Annotated in this window: 19 protein-coding genes, 1 riboswitch and 1 other annotated feature; of the genes, 1 reads left to right on the top strand and 18 read right to left on the bottom strand. The window is 30.2% G+C overall.

The annotated features are described in order from the left end of the window. Window positions 1–15: 15 nt before the first annotated feature. Window positions 16–118, bottom strand: a riboswitch (purine riboswitch). A 178-nt stretch (window positions 119–296) separates the two neighbouring features. The 12 genes from L1S47_RS08455 to L1S47_RS08400 form a co-directional block, all read right to left on the bottom strand. Beyond that, on the bottom strand, window positions 297–1511 hold the full coding sequence (locus tag L1S47_RS08455; protein ID WP_238883174.1) for an MFS transporter: 1215 nt from the start codon (window positions 1509–1511) through the stop codon (window positions 297–299). Window positions 1512–1732: 221 nt separating this feature from the next. Next, window positions 1733–3853: an anthranilate synthase component I gene (locus L1S47_RS08450; protein ID WP_238883173.1), complete on the bottom strand. Its 2121-nt coding sequence runs from the start codon at window positions 3851–3853 to the stop codon at window positions 1733–1735. Beyond that, window positions 3850–4620: a tryptophan synthase subunit alpha gene (trpA, locus tag L1S47_RS08445; protein WP_238883172.1), complete on the bottom strand. Its 771-nt coding sequence runs from the start codon at window positions 4618–4620 to the stop codon at window positions 3850–3852. The genes L1S47_RS08450 and trpA overlap by 4 nt, the downstream gene beginning before the upstream one ends. Further along, complete coding sequence (gene trpB / locus L1S47_RS08440; protein ID WP_238883171.1) at window positions 4613–5815, bottom strand: tryptophan synthase subunit beta; 1203 nt, start codon at window positions 5813–5815, stop codon at window positions 4613–4615. The genes trpA and trpB overlap by 8 nt, the downstream gene beginning before the upstream one ends. After that, entirely contained in the window at window positions 5805–6425 is a 621-nt protein-coding gene (locus tag L1S47_RS08435) for a phosphoribosylanthranilate isomerase (protein ID WP_238883170.1), read from the bottom strand. The genes trpB and L1S47_RS08435 overlap by 11 nt, the downstream gene beginning before the upstream one ends. Next, window positions 6425–7198 carry an indole-3-glycerol phosphate synthase TrpC gene (trpC, locus tag L1S47_RS08430; RefSeq protein WP_238883169.1) on the bottom strand — a complete coding sequence of 258 codons (774 nt, stop codon included), beginning with the start codon at window positions 7196–7198 and terminating at the stop codon, window positions 6425–6427. Before trpC ends, L1S47_RS08435 begins: the two co-directional genes overlap by 1 nt. After that, the gene (gene trpD, locus L1S47_RS08425; RefSeq protein WP_238883168.1) at window positions 7191–8204 is read right to left on the bottom strand and encodes an anthranilate phosphoribosyltransferase; all 1014 of its coding nucleotides are present in this window, start codon (window positions 8202–8204) and stop codon (window positions 7191–7193) included. Before trpD ends, trpC begins: the two co-directional genes overlap by 8 nt. Window positions 8205–8264: 60 nt before the next feature. Then, window positions 8265–8514: a binding site (T-box leader), on the bottom strand. Window positions 8515–8576: 62 nt separating this feature from the next. Further along, window positions 8577–8960 (bottom strand): YkvA family protein, encoded by a 384-nt coding sequence (locus L1S47_RS08420; RefSeq protein ID WP_238883167.1) that lies wholly within the window; start codon window positions 8958–8960, stop codon window positions 8577–8579. A gap of 18 nt (window positions 8961–8978) precedes the next feature. Further along, on the bottom strand, window positions 8979–9887 hold the full coding sequence (locus L1S47_RS08415) for a ribonuclease Z (RefSeq protein ID WP_238883166.1): 909 nt from the start codon (window positions 9885–9887) through the stop codon (window positions 8979–8981). Between the two features lie 117 nt (window positions 9888–10004). Then, entirely contained in the window at window positions 10005–10745 is a 741-nt protein-coding gene (locus L1S47_RS08410) for an amino acid ABC transporter ATP-binding protein (RefSeq protein ID WP_202768248.1), read from the bottom strand. Window positions 10746–10757: 12 nt separating this feature from the next. Further along, a complete protein-coding gene (locus L1S47_RS08405) occupies window positions 10758–11432 on the bottom strand; it encodes an amino acid ABC transporter permease (RefSeq protein ID WP_238883165.1) in 675 nt (224 codons plus the stop codon). An 8-nt stretch (window positions 11433–11440) separates the two neighbouring features. Continuing rightward, window positions 11441–12235 carry an amino acid ABC transporter substrate-binding protein gene (locus L1S47_RS08400; protein WP_238883164.1) on the bottom strand — a complete coding sequence of 265 codons (795 nt, stop codon included), beginning with the start codon at window positions 12233–12235 and terminating at the stop codon, window positions 11441–11443. A gap of 166 nt (window positions 12236–12401) precedes the next feature. Here L1S47_RS08400 and L1S47_RS08395 point away from each other — a divergent pair, with 166 nt between their 5' ends. After that, window positions 12402–13853 carry a DEAD/DEAH box helicase gene (locus tag L1S47_RS08395; RefSeq protein WP_275297804.1) on the top strand — a complete coding sequence of 484 codons (1452 nt, stop codon included), beginning with the start codon at window positions 12402–12404 and terminating at the stop codon, window positions 13851–13853. Window positions 13854–13906: 53 nt separating this feature from the next. On the opposite strand, the gene L1S47_RS08390 is transcribed toward L1S47_RS08395, so the two are convergent. From L1S47_RS08390 to L1S47_RS08365, 6 genes are all read right to left on the bottom strand, one after another. After that, window positions 13907–14110: a hypothetical protein gene (locus L1S47_RS08390; protein ID WP_238883163.1), complete on the bottom strand. Its 204-nt coding sequence runs from the start codon at window positions 14108–14110 to the stop codon at window positions 13907–13909. A 139-nt stretch (window positions 14111–14249) separates the two neighbouring features. Then, the gene (locus L1S47_RS08385) at window positions 14250–14972 is read right to left on the bottom strand and encodes an amino acid ABC transporter ATP-binding protein (protein ID WP_238883320.1); all 723 of its coding nucleotides are present in this window, start codon (window positions 14970–14972) and stop codon (window positions 14250–14252) included. Between the two features lie 103 nt (window positions 14973–15075). Further along, window positions 15076–15747 (bottom strand): amino acid ABC transporter permease, encoded by a 672-nt coding sequence (locus tag L1S47_RS08380; RefSeq protein ID WP_238883162.1) that lies wholly within the window; start codon window positions 15745–15747, stop codon window positions 15076–15078. 18 nt (window positions 15748–15765) lie between these two features. Next, window positions 15766–16533, bottom strand: a complete 768-nt coding sequence (locus L1S47_RS08375) for a transporter substrate-binding domain-containing protein (protein WP_238883161.1) — start codon at window positions 16531–16533, stop codon at window positions 15766–15768. Between the two features lie 440 nt (window positions 16534–16973). Continuing rightward, the gene (locus L1S47_RS08370; RefSeq protein WP_238883160.1) at window positions 16974–17834 is read right to left on the bottom strand and encodes a DUF975 family protein; all 861 of its coding nucleotides are present in this window, start codon (window positions 17832–17834) and stop codon (window positions 16974–16976) included. A gap of 108 nt (window positions 17835–17942) precedes the next feature. After that, a complete protein-coding gene (locus L1S47_RS08365) occupies window positions 17943–19196 on the bottom strand; it encodes a metallophosphoesterase (RefSeq protein ID WP_238883159.1) in 1254 nt (417 codons plus the stop codon). Between the last annotated feature and the right edge of the window lie 113 nt (window positions 19197–19309).

Below are 19309 nucleotides of genomic sequence, written 5' to 3'. Positions count from 1 at the left end.
ATTATTAAAGTCGTGTAATAAAAGATCAGCACTTATAGCTCAAACTATTTACGGTAGCTCGGTAGATACATCCGGACCTTATTCCCAGATTTATATAAGTGAACATTTTTAACATTTTTCTCGGGAAAGTTCTTCCCAATACGAAAGTTTATACTACTCTGCTATAAAAATCAATAGCTTTCCGTATGTTTTTATATAATTTCATAAAAATTTTCGCCTTTATAACTTTCCTATTTAATTTTTATCGCAAAAGAGACCTTCTACAAGCTAAAGTAGAAGGTCTCCATTACAATTAATTATTTTTCTTTTATTACAGTTCTTAAATATATAAAATTTATAACACCAATGGATGCTAATAGTGGTAGTATTATTTTTATTGGAGTATCTCCAACAAATAATAAGCTTACTGAAATATATAATATAAAGCCCAGTATTCTTCCCGCTGCTATAGGTATTTCTCTAACTATTAACAAATCACCTAAATTATCTTTTTTCTCGCTTGCCTTATGGGCCACATGATACATAATTTCATTAAATGGCACATTCCAAAATATTGTGAAGATCGAGGATACTATTCCATTTATAACTATCCCTGTCCTATTATTAAGTATAACTAGCAAAATAGTGGAAATAAAAATTGATATTGCTGCTGAAAACAACCACTTTGAAGCTTTGTCTCTTTTATACATTTTCCCTACTATATATGAACTTATTATTCCTAAAATAGAAACTATTGTTGTATATTTTCCCATAGCAAGTTCATTTCCGAATATTAGATAGACTAGTATATTTAAAAGATACGCCATAGCCCCATCTTTTAGTCCCATCAAGAAATTCGCTCTCATTATCTTATCCCAAGGTTTATATCCACTATTTAGAAGTGTCTCTTTAAAATTAAATGTTCCTGATAATTTTTCATTTTTAAGTTTACTACTCAATATAATAGCAAGTACAAATAGTACAAAACTTATTCCGAATATTATGTAATAACCTAGCATACCTATAAAATTAACAATTACAAAACCTGATAACATAGGAGCTAGTGCAGCTGTAATTGATATTATTGAACCTGATATTCCAAGATAATAACCTCTATTTTTATCATCTGTAACATCAAATACTAATTTATTATAACCATAATAGTAAAAGCCCATTGCTAGCCCGCTAAATACCCCCACTAAAGGTAAAAACTCCTTAACCTTTTCCTTTAATATAAGCACGCTTAAGTAAAATATTATATAAAATACTATTCCCAATCTGAAACAATAGGTTGTTCCCTTCTTTCTTGCTATATATCCTGATAATATAAATGCTACTGGAACAAAAAAATAGACGATTATATTATATATTCCAAGGTATTTTAAATCAGAAGTTAATCTGAATAGGTAAACATTTACAAATGTATTAGAAAGTGCATTACACAATGAAAATAGTACATGAATTAACATAAGTACTTTTCCTAAACTTGATATGTGATTATTTTTCCTAGTTTTTCTTCTTTCTTTAACCATAATAGGCCATCCCCCGTAAAATTTATGTCTTTAAAATTCTATATAAACTATATCACTTTATTTAATTAATAATTTTTAAAATATGAAAATATACCTTAAAATAAAAAAGCTATAGGGTTTTAAGTTCAACTAATAACTTATTCATGCCTAATATCAAACAAGAATAAATTAAGTTTCCTATAAAAAACCCTATAGCTTATTTTGCTATCTTTTTCAACCTATTATTCTAAAAGAAATGTAAAACTGTCCCTGAGCAAATTAATTCCATTACTCGCTTCAATTGTAAGTATACTTTCAGGATGGAATTGAACTGCTAATATCTTATGCGATTTATGCACAACTCCCATAAGTATGCCTTCTTCATCTTCGCATATATTAATAAGCTCATTTCCAATTGTCTTTCCATATATAGAATGATATAATCCAACCTTGAATTCTTTCTTTATTGACGGCCATGGTGCCTCTTCATGCTTTATTACCTTCATCTTCTTTCCATGTCTCGGTTTTTCAACATAATCTAGAGTTCCTCCAAAATACTCAACAATTCCTTGAAGACCTAAGCATACCCCTAGTATTGGTATTCCTTTTTCTAACGCCAATTTTATACTCTCACTAAGCTTAAATTCCTTTGGTGTCCCAGGTCCAGGTGATAAAATAACAACATCATAATCATTGTCTCTTAAACTCCTTCTTGCTTCTTCTCCTCTAAATGTAGTTACATTAAAGCCTAAGGTTTTAATATAATTCCCTAGGGTATGGACAAAAGAATCCTCGTGATCAATAATTAGTGCTTTCTTATCCTTAAAGGGGACAGTTAACATTTTTTGCGACTTTTTATCTTCTTGAAATTCTAAACTTTTAAGCATTGCAAGAGCTTTAACTTTGGTTTCTAGCTCTTCATCCTTTTCAATTGAATTATTTAACAAAGTAGCCCCAACCCTAATTTCAACCTTATTATCTATATATCTTAAGGTTCTTAAAGTAATTCCTGTATTTAAATCTCCATTGAATTTAATAAACCCTACTGCTCCACCATACCAATTTCGTCTATCTTTTTCGACCCTCTCTATCCATTCGATTGCTCTTTTCTTTGGAGCTCCTGTTAAGGTTACCGCCCACATATGAGTCAAAAAAGCATCTAAAGAATCATATCCTTCATTTAAAATTCCTTCTACATGATCCACTGTATGAATTAGATGTGAGTACATCTCTATTGTTCTTCTACTTAAAACTTTTACTGTTCCTTCTTTGCATACTCTGCTTTTATCATTTCTATCAACATCAGTACACATAGTTAATTCTTCTTCATCTTTTAAAGAATTAATTAACTTTTTAATTTGTTCACTATCTTCTATTGGATTAGCCCCTCTTTTTATTGTTCCACTTATTGGACAAGTTTCAATCTTATTATCCTCAACCCTAACAAACATCTCAGGAGAAGATCCTATTAAATATTCTCCGCCCAAATTAATAAAGAAATTATAGGGGCTTGGATTTATATTCTTCAGATTATGATATATCTTTTTTGGCGATAACTTAGTTTCTCTAACCATTGAATAGGATGGCACTACCTCAAATAAATCCCCTCTTCTAAAGCTTTCCTTTGCTAGAGTAACTATCTTTTCATAATCTCCTTCTTTTATATATTCTTCATTTAATAATTTATTTAACTTAAATCTGTTAGTAACTGTCCCCGCTTTATTTTTAGTTGAAATTCCTTCATATGAAAAATCATAGTTAATAAAATATGTCTTAGTTAATTTATTATCTTTTATATAAATCTTCTGAGGAAGATATAACACTAAATCTTCCGAATCATCTCTTGATTTAACTAGTTCTATATCATCTTCAAATTGAAATACTAAATCATATCCAAAGGCTCCATATAAGCCAATCCATGGATCAGTAGTTTTAAATGAATTCATTAAGCTTCTAATAAGAGTAAATATACTTCTTTTTTTGCTTCGTTCTTCTTCTTTATATACCTTATTATCTTTTTCAATATTAAATAAAATTTTTGTATCTTCTTTAATTAAAGATATTCCATTTATATTAGAAATCACATCATATACAATCTTTAATAATTCTTTTCCACCTGAATTTAGCGCTGTAATTTCGCCCTTTAATCCTGAAGCTCTTATCTCTAAATATGGGTCCACTACTGCAGCTTCCCATCTTGAATATCTATTAGGATATTTGTAGTTAGATGAAAATAATGCTCCTTTATTAGTATTAATCTTTTCTTCTAAAAAGCCTAAATCCTTAAATTCTAATTCTTCTTTATAGGTAGTAATTTCAATATTTTTAGGAGTTATATATCTCTTTTTAACACTTTCTATCATAATTTTGACGCCTTTATAAGATCTTCTAAAGTATTATAATCATTTTCCCTTAGTAATTTTATAACTTTTGTTCCTACTATAACTCCATCAGCATATTTAATAATCTCTTTTACATCTTCTTTACTACTTATTCCAAAACCAGCCATCAACGGTAATGTAGCTTCTTTTCTAATCAAGTTAAACTCTTCCTCTAATGCTTTTTTATCTATATCTTTTTCTCCTGTTACCCCAAGAGAGGTTACTACATATAAAAATCCTTCTCCATTTAAGCACAAATCTTTAACCCTTGATTTTGGAGTTGTTGGAGAATATAAAGGTATATAAGCTATCTCATATTTATCGATATATTCTTCTATAAATGCCTTTTCCTCTATAGGTACATCCGGCAAAATTACTCCTTGAAGATTTACTTCCTTTGATGTTTTAAAAAATTCTTCTAGCCCATATTTAAATATTGGGTTAATATAACTCATTATGACTAACGGAATATCTGATACTTCTCTTACTTTTTTAATTAACTCAAATACTTTTTCAACATTAACCCCATTCTTTAATGCTTTAATACCACTTTCCTGAATTACCTTTCCATCTGAAGTCGGATCTGAGAATGGAATCCCCAATTCAATTAGGGTTGCTCCTGCTTTCTCAAAAAACAAGATATCTTCATAACTTCTATCCAAACTCTCTTCTCCAATCATGATATAAGGAATAAATGCTTTTTCACCATTATTAATCTTTTCTTTTAAAAGTTCTCCTAAATTACTCATTACCTTCACCCCCAAAAAGTTCGCTTACTCTCTCAACATCCTTATCTCCTCTTCCAGATAGACAAACAACTAGAATTTCCTCTTTATTCATTTCTTTTGCTTTCTTTAAGGCATATGCTACAGCATGAGCAGACTCTAATGCTGGAATTATTCCTTCAAGCTTTGAAAGTAATTCAAAACTTTTAAGTGCTTCATCATCATTAATTGGGTAGTATTTTGCTCTCTTTATATCATTTAAATAACAATGTTCAGGGCCAACTCCCGGATAATCTAATCCTGCTGAAATAGAATATGGCTCTATTACCTGCCCATCCTTATCTTGTAGAAGATACATAAGTGCTCCATGAAGTATACCTTTTTCCCCTTTTGCTATAGTTGCTGCATGTTCATTAGTTTCAACTCCAAGTCCACCAGCCTCAACTCCTATAAGTTCAACATCTTTATCTTCAATAAATGGATAAAACATCCCTATTGAATTACTTCCTCCCCCAACGCAAGCTATTATTGAATCCGGAAGTCTTCCTTCTACTTTTAATATTTGTTCTTTTGTCTCTTTACCTATTACACTTTGAAAATCTCTTACCATTCTTGGATATGGATGAGGTCCTAATGCCGAACCTAAAATATAATTTGTATCTTCTACATTTTCGGCCCAATATCTTAAAGCCTCATTACATGCATCCTTTAGAGTTTTATTTCCACTATGAACTGATACAACCTCTGCACCTAATAGTTTCATTCTAAATACATTTAATGCTTGTCTTTTTACATCCTCTGCCCCCATAAAAACAATACATTTTAGATTAAACATTGCAGCAATTGTTGCTGTTGCAACGCCATGCTGACCTGCCCCAGTTTCAGCAACCACTTTCTTTTTCCCCATTCTTAATGCTAAAAGGGCTTGCCCTAAAGTATTATTAATTTTATGAGCACCTGTATGATTTAAATCTTCTCTTTTTAAATAAATTTTAGCTCCTCCACAATATTCAGTTAACCTTTCAGCAAAATATAAAGGTGTTTCTCTTCCAACATAATTTTTTAGATAATAATCAAGCTCTTTTTTAAAGTTTTCATCACTTATAGCTTCATTATAATATCTTTCTAATTCTTTTAATGGTTCTATTAATGTTTCTCCTACGAATCGTCCCCCATATATATTAAAATGTCCTTTTTCATCCGGTAAATTATATTTCATATTTAAGCCCCCTAATTTTATTTATAAACCCTTCTATTTTATCCTTGTTTTTAACTCCGCCTATCTCTAAACTTGAAGATGCATCTACCATATAAGGATTGGCTAAACTTATGGCTTCTTGCACATTTTCTGCATTTAATCCTCCTGCAAGAATTATTCTACTTCTTTCTTCTTTAGAAAGTGTTCCAAGTAGCTCCCAAGGAAAACTATTTCCATTTCCCCCTCTTTCATTTCCTTTCCCCTCTAAAAGAATGTATGGCACATCAAATATTAATGCTCTTTTTATTTCTTCAAAACTATCAACATTAAATGCTTTAATAACTGTGAAAGGTAACCTTTTTATAAAGTCTTCATTTTCTTCTCCATGAAGCTGGACCATAGTTAAATCGCCTTCATAATAAGCTTCTTTTATATAATCCTCTGATTGATTTACAAAAACCCCAACTTTATCAACATCCGATTTTAAACTTCTAGTAATTCCTTTTAACTCATTAATTTGAATTCTTCTTTTAGAGGGACAGAGGATAAAACCTAATGCATCGATTCCCAAGTTTTCAGTAAATTTTGCTATTTCTATATCTCTTATTCCACAAATCTTTATCTTGGTCATTATAGTTTTAACTCCTTAAAGGTTTCTTTTAAGTTCCTTGATGTCACAAAGGTTTCCCCTACTAATATCCCTTTTATTCCATGAGCTTTAAGTTTCTCCACATCCTCTCTAGTTTTTATTCCACTTTCGGATATAATAAGTTCGCCTTCTTCCATATACTTTGATAAACCTATAGTAGTATCCAAGGTTACATTAAAAGTTTCTAAGTTTCTATTATTTACCCCAATGATATCTGGTTTAAGCTCCTTTGCTCTAAATAATTCTTCTTTATCATGAACTTCCATTAAAACTTCTAAATTCATATAGTGTGCATACTCAAGCATTTCCTTAGCTTCCTCTTGAGTTAAAGCCTTGAGGATTAATAAAATCACATCTCCCCCATATATCTTGCATAGATCAATTTGAATTTTATCAACAAAAAAGTCTTTATTTAGAATAGGAACTGTTAATACTTTTCTTGCTTTTTCCAAATCATTGTAACTTCCCTTAAAATATCTTTCTTCAGTTAAAACAGATACCCCTAAGGCTCCACTCTCTTCATACAGCTTAGCTGTTTCCTCTACATTTAAATCTAAATTTAAATTTCCCTTTGATGGTGATGCCTTTTTTATTTCTGATATAACTCCTATTGAGCTTGATTTTAATAAACACTCTCTTAATGAAGCCCCTTTCCTATCTTTTAATTTCAAAGCCTTCGCATGAATCTGTTCCCTATTTAACAGTTTTAAGTCTTCTTTCTTCTTTGATATAATCTCCATTAAGATGTTATGCATATTTCTGACTCCCTTCAATTAGTTCATTAAGCTTAATTAATGCTTTCTTAGAATCAATTAGCTCTTCTGAAAGTGAAATTCCTTCTTCTATGCTTGATACTTTATTTGCTGCTAATAGCCCTAAAGCGCCATTAAAAATTACAGTATCTCTGCATGGACCCTTTTTACCATTTAATACATCTAATGAAATTATTTTATTAAATTCCGGCTCTCCTCCTCTAATATCTTCTAGACTTATTCTATTAAATCCTAAGCTTTCAGGTGTAATTGTTTTATATTCAATTGAATCCTTTGATATTATTCCCAAATAGGTTTCTCCTGTTAATGTCCCTTCATCTAATCTGTCCTCTCCATTTACTACGATTCCTGTTCTCCCCATTGATTTTAATGCTTCAGCTATTGGTTTTATTAGGTCTTTTTTATATACTCCTAATAACTGAGATTCAAGTATAAATGGATTTGCTAAAGGACCTAATATATTGAAAATAGTTGGTATCTTCAAATCTCTTCTAACTTGCATAATTTTCTTGAATTTAGGTTGCATATTAGGAGCAAAAAGAAATACAATTCCTATATCCTCTAGTAACTTTTCAATACCTTCTTTTGGTAAATTAATGTTAACCCCAAGAGACTTTAGTAAATCAGCTGATCCACTTTTAGATGAGATGGATCTATTACCATGCTTAGCTACCTTAACCCCTGCAGCAGCTAATAAGAAACTATTAGTTGTTGAAATATTAAAGGTACCACTACAGTCTCCACCTGTTCCACAATTGTCAAATAATCCTTTCATCTCTTTAAATTTCAATGCATTTTCTCTCATGCCCTCTGCCATTCCTGCTATCTCTTCGTAACTTTCACCTTTTGTTTTTAGTGCTAAGAGAAACCCACCTATTTCTCCTTCCGTAGAAGCCTCAGAAAACATATAATTCACTGCTTCTTTAGCTTCAGTTTTATTAAGACTTTCCCCTGATGCAACTCTTAATAAATAATTTTTAAAATCCATAAAATAGCCCCCTTATAAGTTTGTAAAAATAAAAAAGCCCTCTACAGAAAAATTATTTCTGTAGAGGGCGAATTATCGCGTTGCCACCTCAGTTAGTATAAAAATCTATATAAAAATAGATATAATTATACCATCTCATTATCAGATACCTTCATATCCTATCCCTGTAACGTAGGAAAACGTATTGCATACTAAAATTTCAGCTCACTCTCGTAAGTCCATTCACAAAAAAATCTGCTGTAAGTTCACACCAACCACTTACTCTCTGAAAACTTCTTTTTGAGCTACTACTCTTACTCATAGATTTATCTCTATTCAATTGTTAATAATATAATATTCCCACTTATTTACTTTGTCAATGTTTTTAATAATTTATTTAAAATATGCTTTTATAATAGTAAATGTTACTAATCCCCATACAGCAAAAGTTAATATAACCCCAAGCATTCCAATTTTACTCTTTTTATCTATTTCTTTTTTTGCTTCTTCTCTGCACTCTTCCATTATTTCTTTAGGAATTAATTTTAAAACCAAAGTAATTCCTAAAGGAATCAATATAATATCATCTAAGTAACCAAGTATAGGAATAAAATCTGGAATTAAATCTATGGGACTAACTGCATAAGCAACTATAATAATCGCCAAGATTTTTGCTATTAGTGGTACATCATTTCTCTTGTATGCAATAATAAGTGCTGTTACTTCTTTTTTCATTTTATTAGCTTCTGATTTAAGTTTGTTTATTACTTTTCTCAATTACTTATCTCCTATTAATCATTCAAAGGCTAAACTTTTTATAATTCTATCGTATCCAATAGTAGTATTATAAAATATTTTTCTTGCATTCTCCACATAAATTTCAGGCTCATTCATAGCTGGTGAGAAGTGTGTAAGTAATAATTCTTTTACATTTCCTTCTTTTGCTAATGTAGCTGCTTCACTAAATGTCATATGCTTATTTTTTATAGCCTTGGGTAAGTCATCTTCATCTCCATAAGTCCCTTCACAAATGAAAAGTGCACTATTTTCTAAAAACCTTTTAATTTCTTCTATTGGTCTTGTATCTGTAATCATGCTTATTTTGATTCCATTTCTTTCTTCTCCCATAACCATTTCTGGAAAAAAAATAATTCCTTCTTCTTCACAAATATTTCCTTTTTGTAATAAATTCCAAAAATGCTTCGGAACATTATTTTTTATAGCTTTCTCAACATCAAATTTTGGATTTCTCTTTATATAAAAATTATACCCTATGCATGGTGCAGAATGGTCCAGTTCTATTGTATCTATGCTAATAGGATTATTCTTAAATAAATCAATTGTTTCTTTAGGGTCCTCTATTATTTCTATTGCATAGGGTAAATATGGCACTATAACTCTTAACCCAGTAATTATTTGTTCTATTCCCTTAGGTCCAATTATAGTAAGTGGTTCTACTCTTCCACTATTACCTATAGTCGCTAATAAACCAGGTAATCCAACAATATGATCTCCATGTCCATGTGTTATACATATAACATCTACACTCTTAAATCCCCATCCTAATATTCTCATTGATACTTGAGTTCCCTCTCCAACATCAACTAATATCTTTCTACCTGAATAATTAATTAATAGGGATGATAAGAATCTTGATGGCATTGGCATGCCGCCACCTGTTCCTAATAAAGCTAGATCCACCATAAAACCACCTCCAATATAGGGTTTTTTATAGAAAACTTAAAACCCTATTATAATTATTATTTTACACCAAATAAAAAATATAAATCAGAAAAGGAAGACTAATATCTAGCCTTCCTCTTAACCAACTATATTTAAAAATCTCTTCATTCTATCATTTTCAGTGTGATTAAATATTTTTTCTGGGGTGCCTTCTTGAATTATTATACCATCTTCCATGAAAACTACTTTATTAGCTACATCTCTAGCAAAATTCATGTTATGAGTAACAACAATCATTGTCATGCCTTCTTTAGCTAATTCCTTAATTACTTTTAAAACTTCTGCTTCAAGCTCAGGGTCTAGCGCTGAAGTTGGTTCATCAAAAAGTAATATCTTTGGATCCATTGCCATAGCTCTAGCTATTGCAACTCTTTGTTGCTGTCCTCCTGATAATTCATAAGGATAGCTATTTGCCTTTTCCGCTAATCCAACCTTCTCTAAAAGAAGCTCAGCCTTCTTCTTTGCTTCATCCTTGCTTCTTTTTAAAACAGTAACTTGTCCCTCGATGATGTTATTAATAACAGTCATATGTGGAAATAAATTAAACCCTTGAAAAACCATTCCCGTTTGTTTACGCAATGAAATAGTTTCTTTTTCGGTTAACCTTTTATTCTTTGAAAACCCTAAAGTAACTTCTCCAAGCGTTATTTCTCCTCCATTAGGAATCTCAAGTAAATTCATACAACGTAGCAAAGTAGTCTTTCCTGAACCTGAAGGTCCTATTATTACAGTTGTTTCACCTTCATTTACCTGCAAATTAACGGATTTCAATATATGATTATCTCCAAATGCTTTATCTAAATTTTTAACATTAATCATTTTCTACCTCCATTATTTTGCAACAAACCTATCAAGTTTTGTTTCGAGTCTTTTTTGAATAGCTGAAAGTATAGTACAGAATATAAGGTATATAACTGCTGCTTCACTATAAAGCCATAATGGTTCATAAGTTGTTGCAGTAACTCTTTGAGCCACTTGAAACATTTCTGTTAAAGTGATAGTTGCTGCTAGTGAAGTATCCTTTACTAAACTAATAAATGAATTAGAAAGTGGTGGTACTGAAACTCTAGCCGCCTGCGGTAAAATTATTCTTCTTAAAGCTTGAGTTTTAGTCATTCCTATAGAGAATGCTGATTCCCATTGTCCCTTAGGAATTGATAAGATTGCCGCTCTAATTACTTCTGAGTTATAAGCCCCTACACTTAAAGTGAATGCTATAATTGCAGAAGGTAACGGATCAAGAGTTATTCCCGCATTTGGCAATCCATAAAATATTATAAATAATTGAACTAATAGAGGAGTTCCTCTAATAATCCACACATAAAATCTAGCTATGGCACTAAGTATTTTAATATTTGAAATTCTTGCTAGTGCAGTTAAAAGAGCAACAATTAAGCCTAATGTAAAGGAAACAATTGTGACAGGTATGGTAAAAACCAAACCTGCCTTTAATATTGGCCAAAATGAATCTGTAAGAATTTGAATTATTCTAGCATCTAAGTTCATAATTATGCCTATTTAGATACATCTTCATTAAAGTACTTTTTAGATATTTCTAAGTAAGTACCATCACTCTTCATATCTGCTAAAGCTTTGTTTACTGCATCTACTAATTCTTTGTTTCCCTTGTTTATTAAAACTGCACTTTGATCAGCATCTTTAGATTCTGCTGCTATTTTTACTTGAAGATCTGGTTTTTGTTTCTTTAAGTCATAGTAAGATAAACTATCATTTATAGTAGCATCTACTCTACCTGAAGTTAATAAATCGATTGATTGATTAAATCCATCTGCTTCTACTATATCAGCTCCGCTTGCTTTAGCAAGTTTACCAAAGTTACTTGTTAATGTTTGTGCTGCTTTCTTACCTTTAAGATCATCAAAAGATTTTATTGATGTATTATCACCTTTTACTATTAATAATGCCTTTGAAGTTACATATGGATCAGAAAAATCATATTTTACTTTTCTTTCATCATTAATTCCAACTTCATTTACAACAATATCAAATCTTTTTGCATCAAGTCCTGCAAGCATTCCATCCCATTTTGTTTCAACGAATTCTGGTTTTACACCAATTCTCTTAGCAATTTCTTGAGCTATTTCAACATCAAATCCAGAAAGTTTTCCTGTACTATCATGGAAAGTGTAAGGTGCATAAGTACCTTCTGTTCCTATTTTTATTACGCCTTCTTTTTTAATACTATCTAATAAATTATTTGATTTCGCTTCATTGCTTTTAGATGAACAAGCAACTAAACCTACCGACGCGATTAATATAGTTCCAATTAATAAAGCTATTTTTTTCATACTTTTCTCCCCTATTCCTAATATTCATATAGATTTACTATGTTTTAATTTATGATACCATCTATGCTTTTCTCTGTCAATTAGATTTTATTAAAAAGTATTTATTTTCATAAAAACTAATGATAATATAGAGTGACGAATTAAAACTATAGAAAAGGTGATTACATTGAATAATGATATATTAGATTTTAAAAACTACAGTATAAAAGATGAAATTTTAAAAGCTCTTAATGAGCTTTCTTATAAGCATCCATCGAAAGTACAGCAGGAGGTTATTCCTCTAGCTTTGAAAAGACAAGACATCGTTGTTAAAGCTGAAACAGGTAGTGGTAAAACTGCTGCTTTCGCTATTCCTCTATGTAACTTAATCGACACAGAAATTAAAAATCCTAAAGCATTAGTTCTAACTCCTACAAGAGAGCTTGCTATTCAAGTAAAAGAGGATATAAGCAATATTGGTCGTCATAAAAAGATAAGATCATCTGCCATATTCGGAAAACAGCCCTTCACGACACAAATAAATGAACTTAAACAAAGAGTTCATATAGTTGTTGGGACTCCAGGACGTATAATAGATCATATAAATAGAGGAACTTTAGTAACTGATGACATCTCATTTTTAGTTCTAGATGAAGCAGATGAAATGCTTAATATGGGATTCTTAGAACAGGTTGAAGAAATTCTATCCTCACTTCCTAAAAACAGAATTAATATGCTATTTTCAGCTACAATGCCAGATAAGATTAAAGAAGTCTATACTAAGTATATGAATAATCCTAAACTTATTGAAATTAAGCCAGAAGGTTCAAAGATTGATAGAATTAATCAAGGCTACTATTTAGTAAAAGAAGCTGATAAATTTTCTTTACTTGAAAAAGTACTTCTTAAAGAAAATCCTGATAGTGCTATTCTATTTTGTGGTACACAAGATAAAGTCAACGAGGTATATGATAAATTAAAGAATAAAACATATCCTGTTAAAGAGCTTCATGGTGGTATGCTTCAAAAAGATAGAATTAAAACCTTAGAGGATTTTAAAGCTGGTAGTTATAGATTTTTGGTTGCTACAGATATCGCAGCTAGAGGCATAGATGTAGAGAAGATTTCTTTAGTAATAAATTATGATATTCCAATGGAAAAAGAAAAATATGTACATAGAATAGGTAGAACCGGAAGAGCGGGTAATACTGGAAGAGCATTAACCTTTGTTTCTCCATATGAAGATAGATTTCTAAAAGAACTTGAAGAATATATAAATTATGAAATCCCCAAGTTAACTCCACCAGTAAAAGAGGATTTCCTTCCTAATAAGGAATCCTTTAAATTAAAAAATGAAAACTTTAAAAATATAACAATTAGAAATAAAAAAGAAGTTAAAGCTGGTATTACAAAAATCTACTTAAACGGGGGCAAAAAGAAAAAAATCCGTCCTGGTGACATAGTTGGTGCCTTATGCAAAATTCCTGATGTATCAATAGATGATATTGGAATAATTGATGTCCAAGAGAATGTTTCATATGTAGATATTTTAAATGGAAAAGGCTCTAAAGTTTTAAAAGCTCTTCAAACTTCCAAAATAAAAGGAAAAGATCTTAAAGCTGAAATAGCTAAATCATAAAACCTATAAAATAAGCCATCCATATAAATATGGATGGCTTTAACATTTCTTACTTAACGTATATCTATTCTAGATTCAACTCCATTTCTTCTAAGTTCTTCAAAGATTGCTACCTTTAACTTTTTGACAATCTCATTTTTAATTTCATCCTCAACCTTTCCTTTTATTAATTCATTTGGTACAAAACCTGGTATTCCATGATTCATAGCTACTTCTTTAGGATTCTTAACATCTATTCCTATCGTTATTTTAATCATAAATAACCCCTTAAAATTACTACAATAATATTCTATGATTTCAAGCGCTATGATATTATAATAAATTAATTTTATTTATAGTAAGATATAATTTACTATAAAAAAAGAGACGGATTAATCCATCTCTTCTTTAATACTTCTATAAAACTTTATTTAAGAAATCTATAGTTCTTTGATTTTGAGGATTATTAAATACTTCTTCTGGCTTACCTTGTTCAACAATGTATCCACCATCCATGAATATTACTCTATCCCCTACTTCTCTAGCAAATCCCATTTCATGAGTTACAACAACCATTGTCATTCCTTCATTTGCTAGTTCTTTCATTACATTTAAAACTTCTCCAACCATCTCTGGATCTAAAGCTGATGTAGGTTCATCAAACAACATTATTTTAGGATTCATAGCTAATGCTCTAGCAATAGCTACTCTCTGTTGTTGTCCACCAGATAAACTTTGAGGGAAAACATGACTTTTCTCTTCAAGTCCTACTTTTTTCAGTAATTCCATAGCCTTCTTTTCTGCCTCTTCCTTAGAAAACTTACTTAATTCAGTTGGTGCAAGTGTGATATTTTTTAACACATTAAGGTGCGGAAATAAATTAAAAGATTGAAAAACCATTCCAATTTCTTCTCTTAACTTATTTATATCTATACCTTTTCCAGTTATCTCTTTTCCGTTTATCATAACTTGTCCTTGAGTTACTTCCTCTAAGGAGTTTAAGCATCTTAATAGCGTGCTTTTTCCCGAACCTGAAGGACCTATTAAACATAGAACTTCTCCTTCATTTACTTCTAGATCAATGCCTTTAAGAACTTCTAATTTTCCATAGTGCTTCTTAAGCCCTTTTACTGTTATCATAGAACTTTTTCCTGACCCTAAAGTACCTGTTACACACTGAGCTTCTCCTTCACTTACTTCTATGTCAATTTCTTTAAGACCTTGTAATTTTCCGTATTGCTTGTTAAGCTCTTTGACTGTACTCATAGCTTAATCTCCTTTCAATTCTCTTCGCAATAATAGATATTGCTGTAATTACTATAAAGTACATTACTCCAACAATTAACCATATTTGAAAAGATTTAAAGCTTGAAGCTATTATAATTTGTCCACTTTGCGTTAATTCTCTTAACCCTATAACTGAAAGTATAGAAGTATCCTTTAACGAAATAATGAACTGATTGATAATTGAAGGTATCATAGTTCGTATAGCCTGAGGTAATATTACTTTTCTCATGGCTTTTCCGTAACTTAATCCTAAGCTTCTTGCAGCTTCCATTTGTCCTTTATGAACTGATAGTATACCTGCTCTAAATATTTCTGCCATATATGCACCAGCATTTAAGCTTAATGCAATGATTCCTGCTGTTACAGCTTCAAATCTAATGCCATCTAAAACACTTGGTATACCAAAATATATGAAAAATGCAAGAACTATTAGTGGAGTCCCCCTCATAATATCTATATATATTACTGCTATTCTTTTAAGAATTTTATTACTTGATATATTTAATAATCCAACTAACAAACCAATTATTGAAGCAAATATTAAAGAAAAAATTGTAATTTTTAATGTTACAAGTAATCCGCTTAATAAACTAGGAAAGCTATCTTGTAGTAACGTCATAAAATCCATGTTTAGCCTCCTTTTCTATTACTTTAAGTATTTTGCTAGTATCTTGTCATATTCTCCATTTTCTTTTAACTTCTTTAATCCAGCGTTAAATTTATCTAATAATTCTTTATTCTTACCTTTATTTACTGCAAATCCATAAGAGTTAAGATCTTGTTTATCCCCAACAATTTTTAATGTAGGTTTATCTTTATCTAATGAAATTTTGTAAGCTATAACTGGATAATCTTCAAATGCCGCATCTGAGCTCTTATTAATTACTTCTTGGTACATATTTGGCGAATTATCGAAATACTTAACATTTAAACCATACTTATCTTTAAGACTCTCTGCAAATTTTGCCCCAGCAGTACCTTTCTTAACAGCCACACTTTTTCCTTTTAAATCATCTAGTGATTTTATTGAATTGTTATCAACGCTAACAGCCATTGAAACTCCTGATTCAAAATATGGATCTGAGAAATCAACTGACTTCTTTCTTTCATCAGTTATACTCATACCAGCAATAGCCCCATCAATTTGATTTGAAGTTAATGCCGGAATGATTCCATTGAAGTCCATTGGTTTTAATTCATAATCAAATCCTTGATCTTTTGCTATTGCTGCTAAAAGATCCACATCAATACCAGTGTATTTTCCATCTTGTTCGAATTCAAATGGTGCAAAAGTCACATCAGTAGATATGATATATTTTTTAGATGCAGTGTCATCACTTTTCTTGCCACATCCTGTGAAAATTGAAGCTGCGATTGTTATCGCTGCAAGTATAGATAAAGTTTTTTTAATCATTTTCTTACCCCCTAAGATACTTTTTATCGTCATCCATAATATCAAATTTTGAAAGAAGTGATATTACTTATTGCATGATATAAAATTATACTTAATAAACCCCAAATAGTCAAACAATAAATATTAACAAATTCATAATTTTCATTTGTCTTTGCATTTGACTATATTACTATCTTCAGGAAGATATTTGTAGCTTAAGAAATTAATAAAACTAACCATTTGTAATTATTTGTAATTATCGAAATATGAAGGTTTTAAAATAATTATTGCATAAATGTGATATCAAAAATTCATTATTTTATTTATATCCATGAAAAAACAATCCATATTAATGACTTTTTAGAATCCCCTAAATTTTTATAAATTTATTTATAAATAAAAAAGCCATAGAAATGTACCAAGATGATACTTTCCATAGCTTTTATTGTTATTAATTAATTTTAAAGTTCTATTACTTCTACATTTTCTTGATAGCCAGTTATTTCTTGATAGAAACAAGCTTCAGTGGCTTTCATATATGGTATCAACCAAAGGAAACCTATACCACATGACAGTACTGCAAGTATCCCCCAACCTATAAAGCTAAGCTGCATTAGAAAGAACTTTATCTTCTTCCCTACCATAAGTTCAATGCTCATATTCAATGAATCCATTACATCAATTTCATCATTATCATTAAAAATATAAAATGCCATTGCATATCTTGATAAAAATATCTGTAATACTATAACCGAAGCCAATATTCCTAAATAAAGTAATACTACCGCTGCAACTGAAACATCATCATTTTTAATAACGCTAATTACAAATATAATTACAAATACAATTATTGGAAGAGCCAATAATAATCCCCATAAAAATCTAAATATATATAGGAGTAGGTTAATCAAAAAAGTTTTTAAATACTTCTTGAACCCACTGAATATATCTTCAACTCTAGGCTTTGTATCTCTAATTAAATTAAGATTAAATCTAGTTAACCCAAATCTAATTGCACCCGCAACTAGAAGTGATAATATCATTATTAACCCTGTATTTGATGCCTGAACTTGAAACATTCTACTAAAATCATAATTAAAATCGTAATTATAATTGTAGTTATAATTATATCCTCTTTGTTCAAACTCATTTGCCATTTTCAATAATGAATTAGTTGTAAATGCCGAAACAATAAATGAAGGTAATGACATTATGATTCCGCCTAAGACAGTTGAACCTATAGCTAGGCCCCATTTGCCTTTTAATGATTTTAGTGCATTCTTTTTTAAGTATCTGATACTTATCTTTTTACTATTCTCCAAGTAATTGTCCTCCTTAATAAGTTATCATTGATGTAATATTAATATTATTATAATTACCAACTCATTATACCTTATAAAAAGAATACTTTTCAATATATTACATTTTTTCTAATAATTCAATTCAGATGCGCTATTTACCCAAATAGGTTTACTCCTCTGTAATATTTTTTTTATTGGTATATCTCTTGTTACAAATAAGAGTGAGAGAAAATCTTCACTTTCATTTCCAAAGGATTCAATTGCTTTTACTATTATCATATACTTTCTATTTGGTCTCAACTGCTTTTGTCTAAATTCAACATATAAATTTCGAGTGGCAAGATAATAATCAGAAAAGACTCTAGTTTCCTTAACTAGAACTTCTTTCTCAACATCTATTACCTTAATAATATATGAATGTACAAAATCTTCGTGTCTTGCCTGAGTGAATTTAATATCAATCCAATTACATCCAATATTTCTAATTTCAATTTCGCTAGTACTACTAAAGTACGGCTTTCTTCTATTTTCCTTTCTTTTTTCAGTATATTTAAACTTACTCCTCTCACTTGGTTCCTCTATTATCCACTTGTCTTTAGACATACACTTAGTGGAGAAATCTAGAATAGAAAATCTAACCTGGTTATTTTCAACATTAACCATTAATCCTTGAGAAAATTCCTCAGCTAAACTTGGTATTCCTTCTAGGAGCTTCTCTCCTTCTAATTGAACATAACTTGTTGACCCTACTGAAACTGAAGTAAAATCCTGCTGATGAATTGCTCTTTCATCATTAACTGGATGATGTGAATGTCCAGAAAATATAATTACTTGGGGATACCCCTCAATAATTTTATATAAATCTCTATTACCCCAATTTGAACTGCCATACACCGTACCCTTAATGCTCTGATGAACAGTTAAAAAAATTGGTTTTTTAGGGTCACTTTCATGTGCAAGCTTCAATTGTTCTGAAAGCCACTTCTTAAGTGAGTCACCAAAAACGCCACTAATTCTTCTTCCTTCAGTACTTATAGAAATGAAATGATATCCTTTAATAATTTTATGACTATGAATTTTTTCACCTGTATTCTCATAAAATCTTTTTTGTGCTCCTTTTATATTTGTCAGACCTAAATAATCATGATTTCCCATTACCAAGATTTTCTCTACAGCTTTATTAATATAAGTATCTAAAATACTTTTAAAATCCTTGTAGGCTCTCTTAGTTCCCATATTAGTAATATCTCCAGCAACAACTAAGGCATCAATATTTGTCTCCCTAGAGTTAATAAATATTAGCGCATCCTTAAGTTTTTCATGTTCTCTAGAATTTAAACTTTTTATATGCGTATCACTTATAACTGCAAAAACCAAATTCATACCTTGCACTTCCTTAACTATTATTTAATCTTTTTAATATAAAAAATACTTTAACTATCTTAATAGTATCCAAGAGATGTTAATCTTCTATTGTTCAAATGTTAAAGATTATT

It is taken from the genome of Clostridium sp. YIM B02551, from assembly GCF_022324735.1.
Classification (GTDB): domain Bacteria; phylum Bacillota; class Clostridia; order Clostridiales; family Clostridiaceae; genus Clostridium_T; species Clostridium_T paridis.
The sequence above is the reverse complement of the archived record's forward strand: the minus strand, read 5'-3'. Positions and strand labels throughout refer to the sequence as shown.

Excerpts from the sequence above, each read along its gene's own strand:
- L1S47_RS08365 (WP_238883159.1), bottom strand. The coding sequence starts at position 19,196 with ATGAATTTGGTTTTTGCAGTTATAAGTGATACGCATATAAAAAGTTTA.
- L1S47_RS08405 (WP_238883165.1), bottom strand. The coding sequence starts at position 11,432 with ATGAACTTAGATGCTAGAATAATTCAAATTCTTACAGATTCATTTTGG.
- L1S47_RS08400 (WP_238883164.1), bottom strand. The coding sequence starts at position 12,235 with ATGAAAAAAATAGCTTTATTAATTGGAACTATATTAATCGCGTCGGTA.
- trpA (WP_238883172.1), bottom strand. The coding sequence starts at position 4,620 with ATGAGTAATTTAGGAGAACTTTTAAAAGAAAAGATTAATAATGGTGAA.
- L1S47_RS08415 (WP_238883166.1), bottom strand. The coding sequence starts at position 9,887 with ATGGTGGATCTAGCTTTATTAGGAACAGGTGGCGGCATGCCAATGCCA.
- L1S47_RS08380 (WP_238883162.1), bottom strand. The coding sequence starts at position 15,747 with ATGGATTTTATGACGTTACTACAAGATAGCTTTCCTAGTTTATTAAGC.
- L1S47_RS08435 (WP_238883170.1), bottom strand. The coding sequence starts at position 6,425 with ATGACCAAGATAAAGATTTGTGGAATAAGAGATATAGAAATAGCAAAA.
- trpD (WP_238883168.1), bottom strand. The coding sequence starts at position 8,204 with ATGGATTTTAAAAATTATTTATTAAGAGTTGCATCAGGGGAAAGTCTT.
- trpB (WP_238883171.1), bottom strand. The coding sequence starts at position 5,815 with ATGAAATATAATTTACCGGATGAAAAAGGACATTTTAATATATATGGG.
- L1S47_RS08385 (WP_238883320.1), bottom strand. The coding sequence starts at position 14,972 with ATGATAACAGTAAAAGGGCTTAAGAAGCACTATGGAAAATTAGAAGTT.
- trpC (WP_238883169.1), bottom strand. The coding sequence starts at position 7,198 with ATGCATAACATCTTAATGGAGATTATATCAAAGAAGAAAGAAGACTTA.
- L1S47_RS08450 (WP_238883173.1), bottom strand. The coding sequence starts at position 3,853 with ATGATAGAAAGTGTTAAAAAGAGATATATAACTCCTAAAAATATTGAA.
- L1S47_RS08410 (WP_202768248.1), bottom strand. The coding sequence starts at position 10,745 with ATGATTAATGTTAAAAATTTAGATAAAGCATTTGGAGATAATCATATA.
- L1S47_RS08390 (WP_238883163.1), bottom strand. The coding sequence starts at position 14,110 with ATGATTAAAATAACGATAGGAATAGATGTTAAGAATCCTAAAGAAGTA.
- L1S47_RS08375 (WP_238883161.1), bottom strand. The coding sequence starts at position 16,533 with ATGATTAAAAAAACTTTATCTATACTTGCAGCGATAACAATCGCAGCT.
- L1S47_RS08455 (WP_238883174.1), bottom strand. The coding sequence starts at position 1,511 with ATGGTTAAAGAAAGAAGAAAAACTAGGAAAAATAATCACATATCAAGT.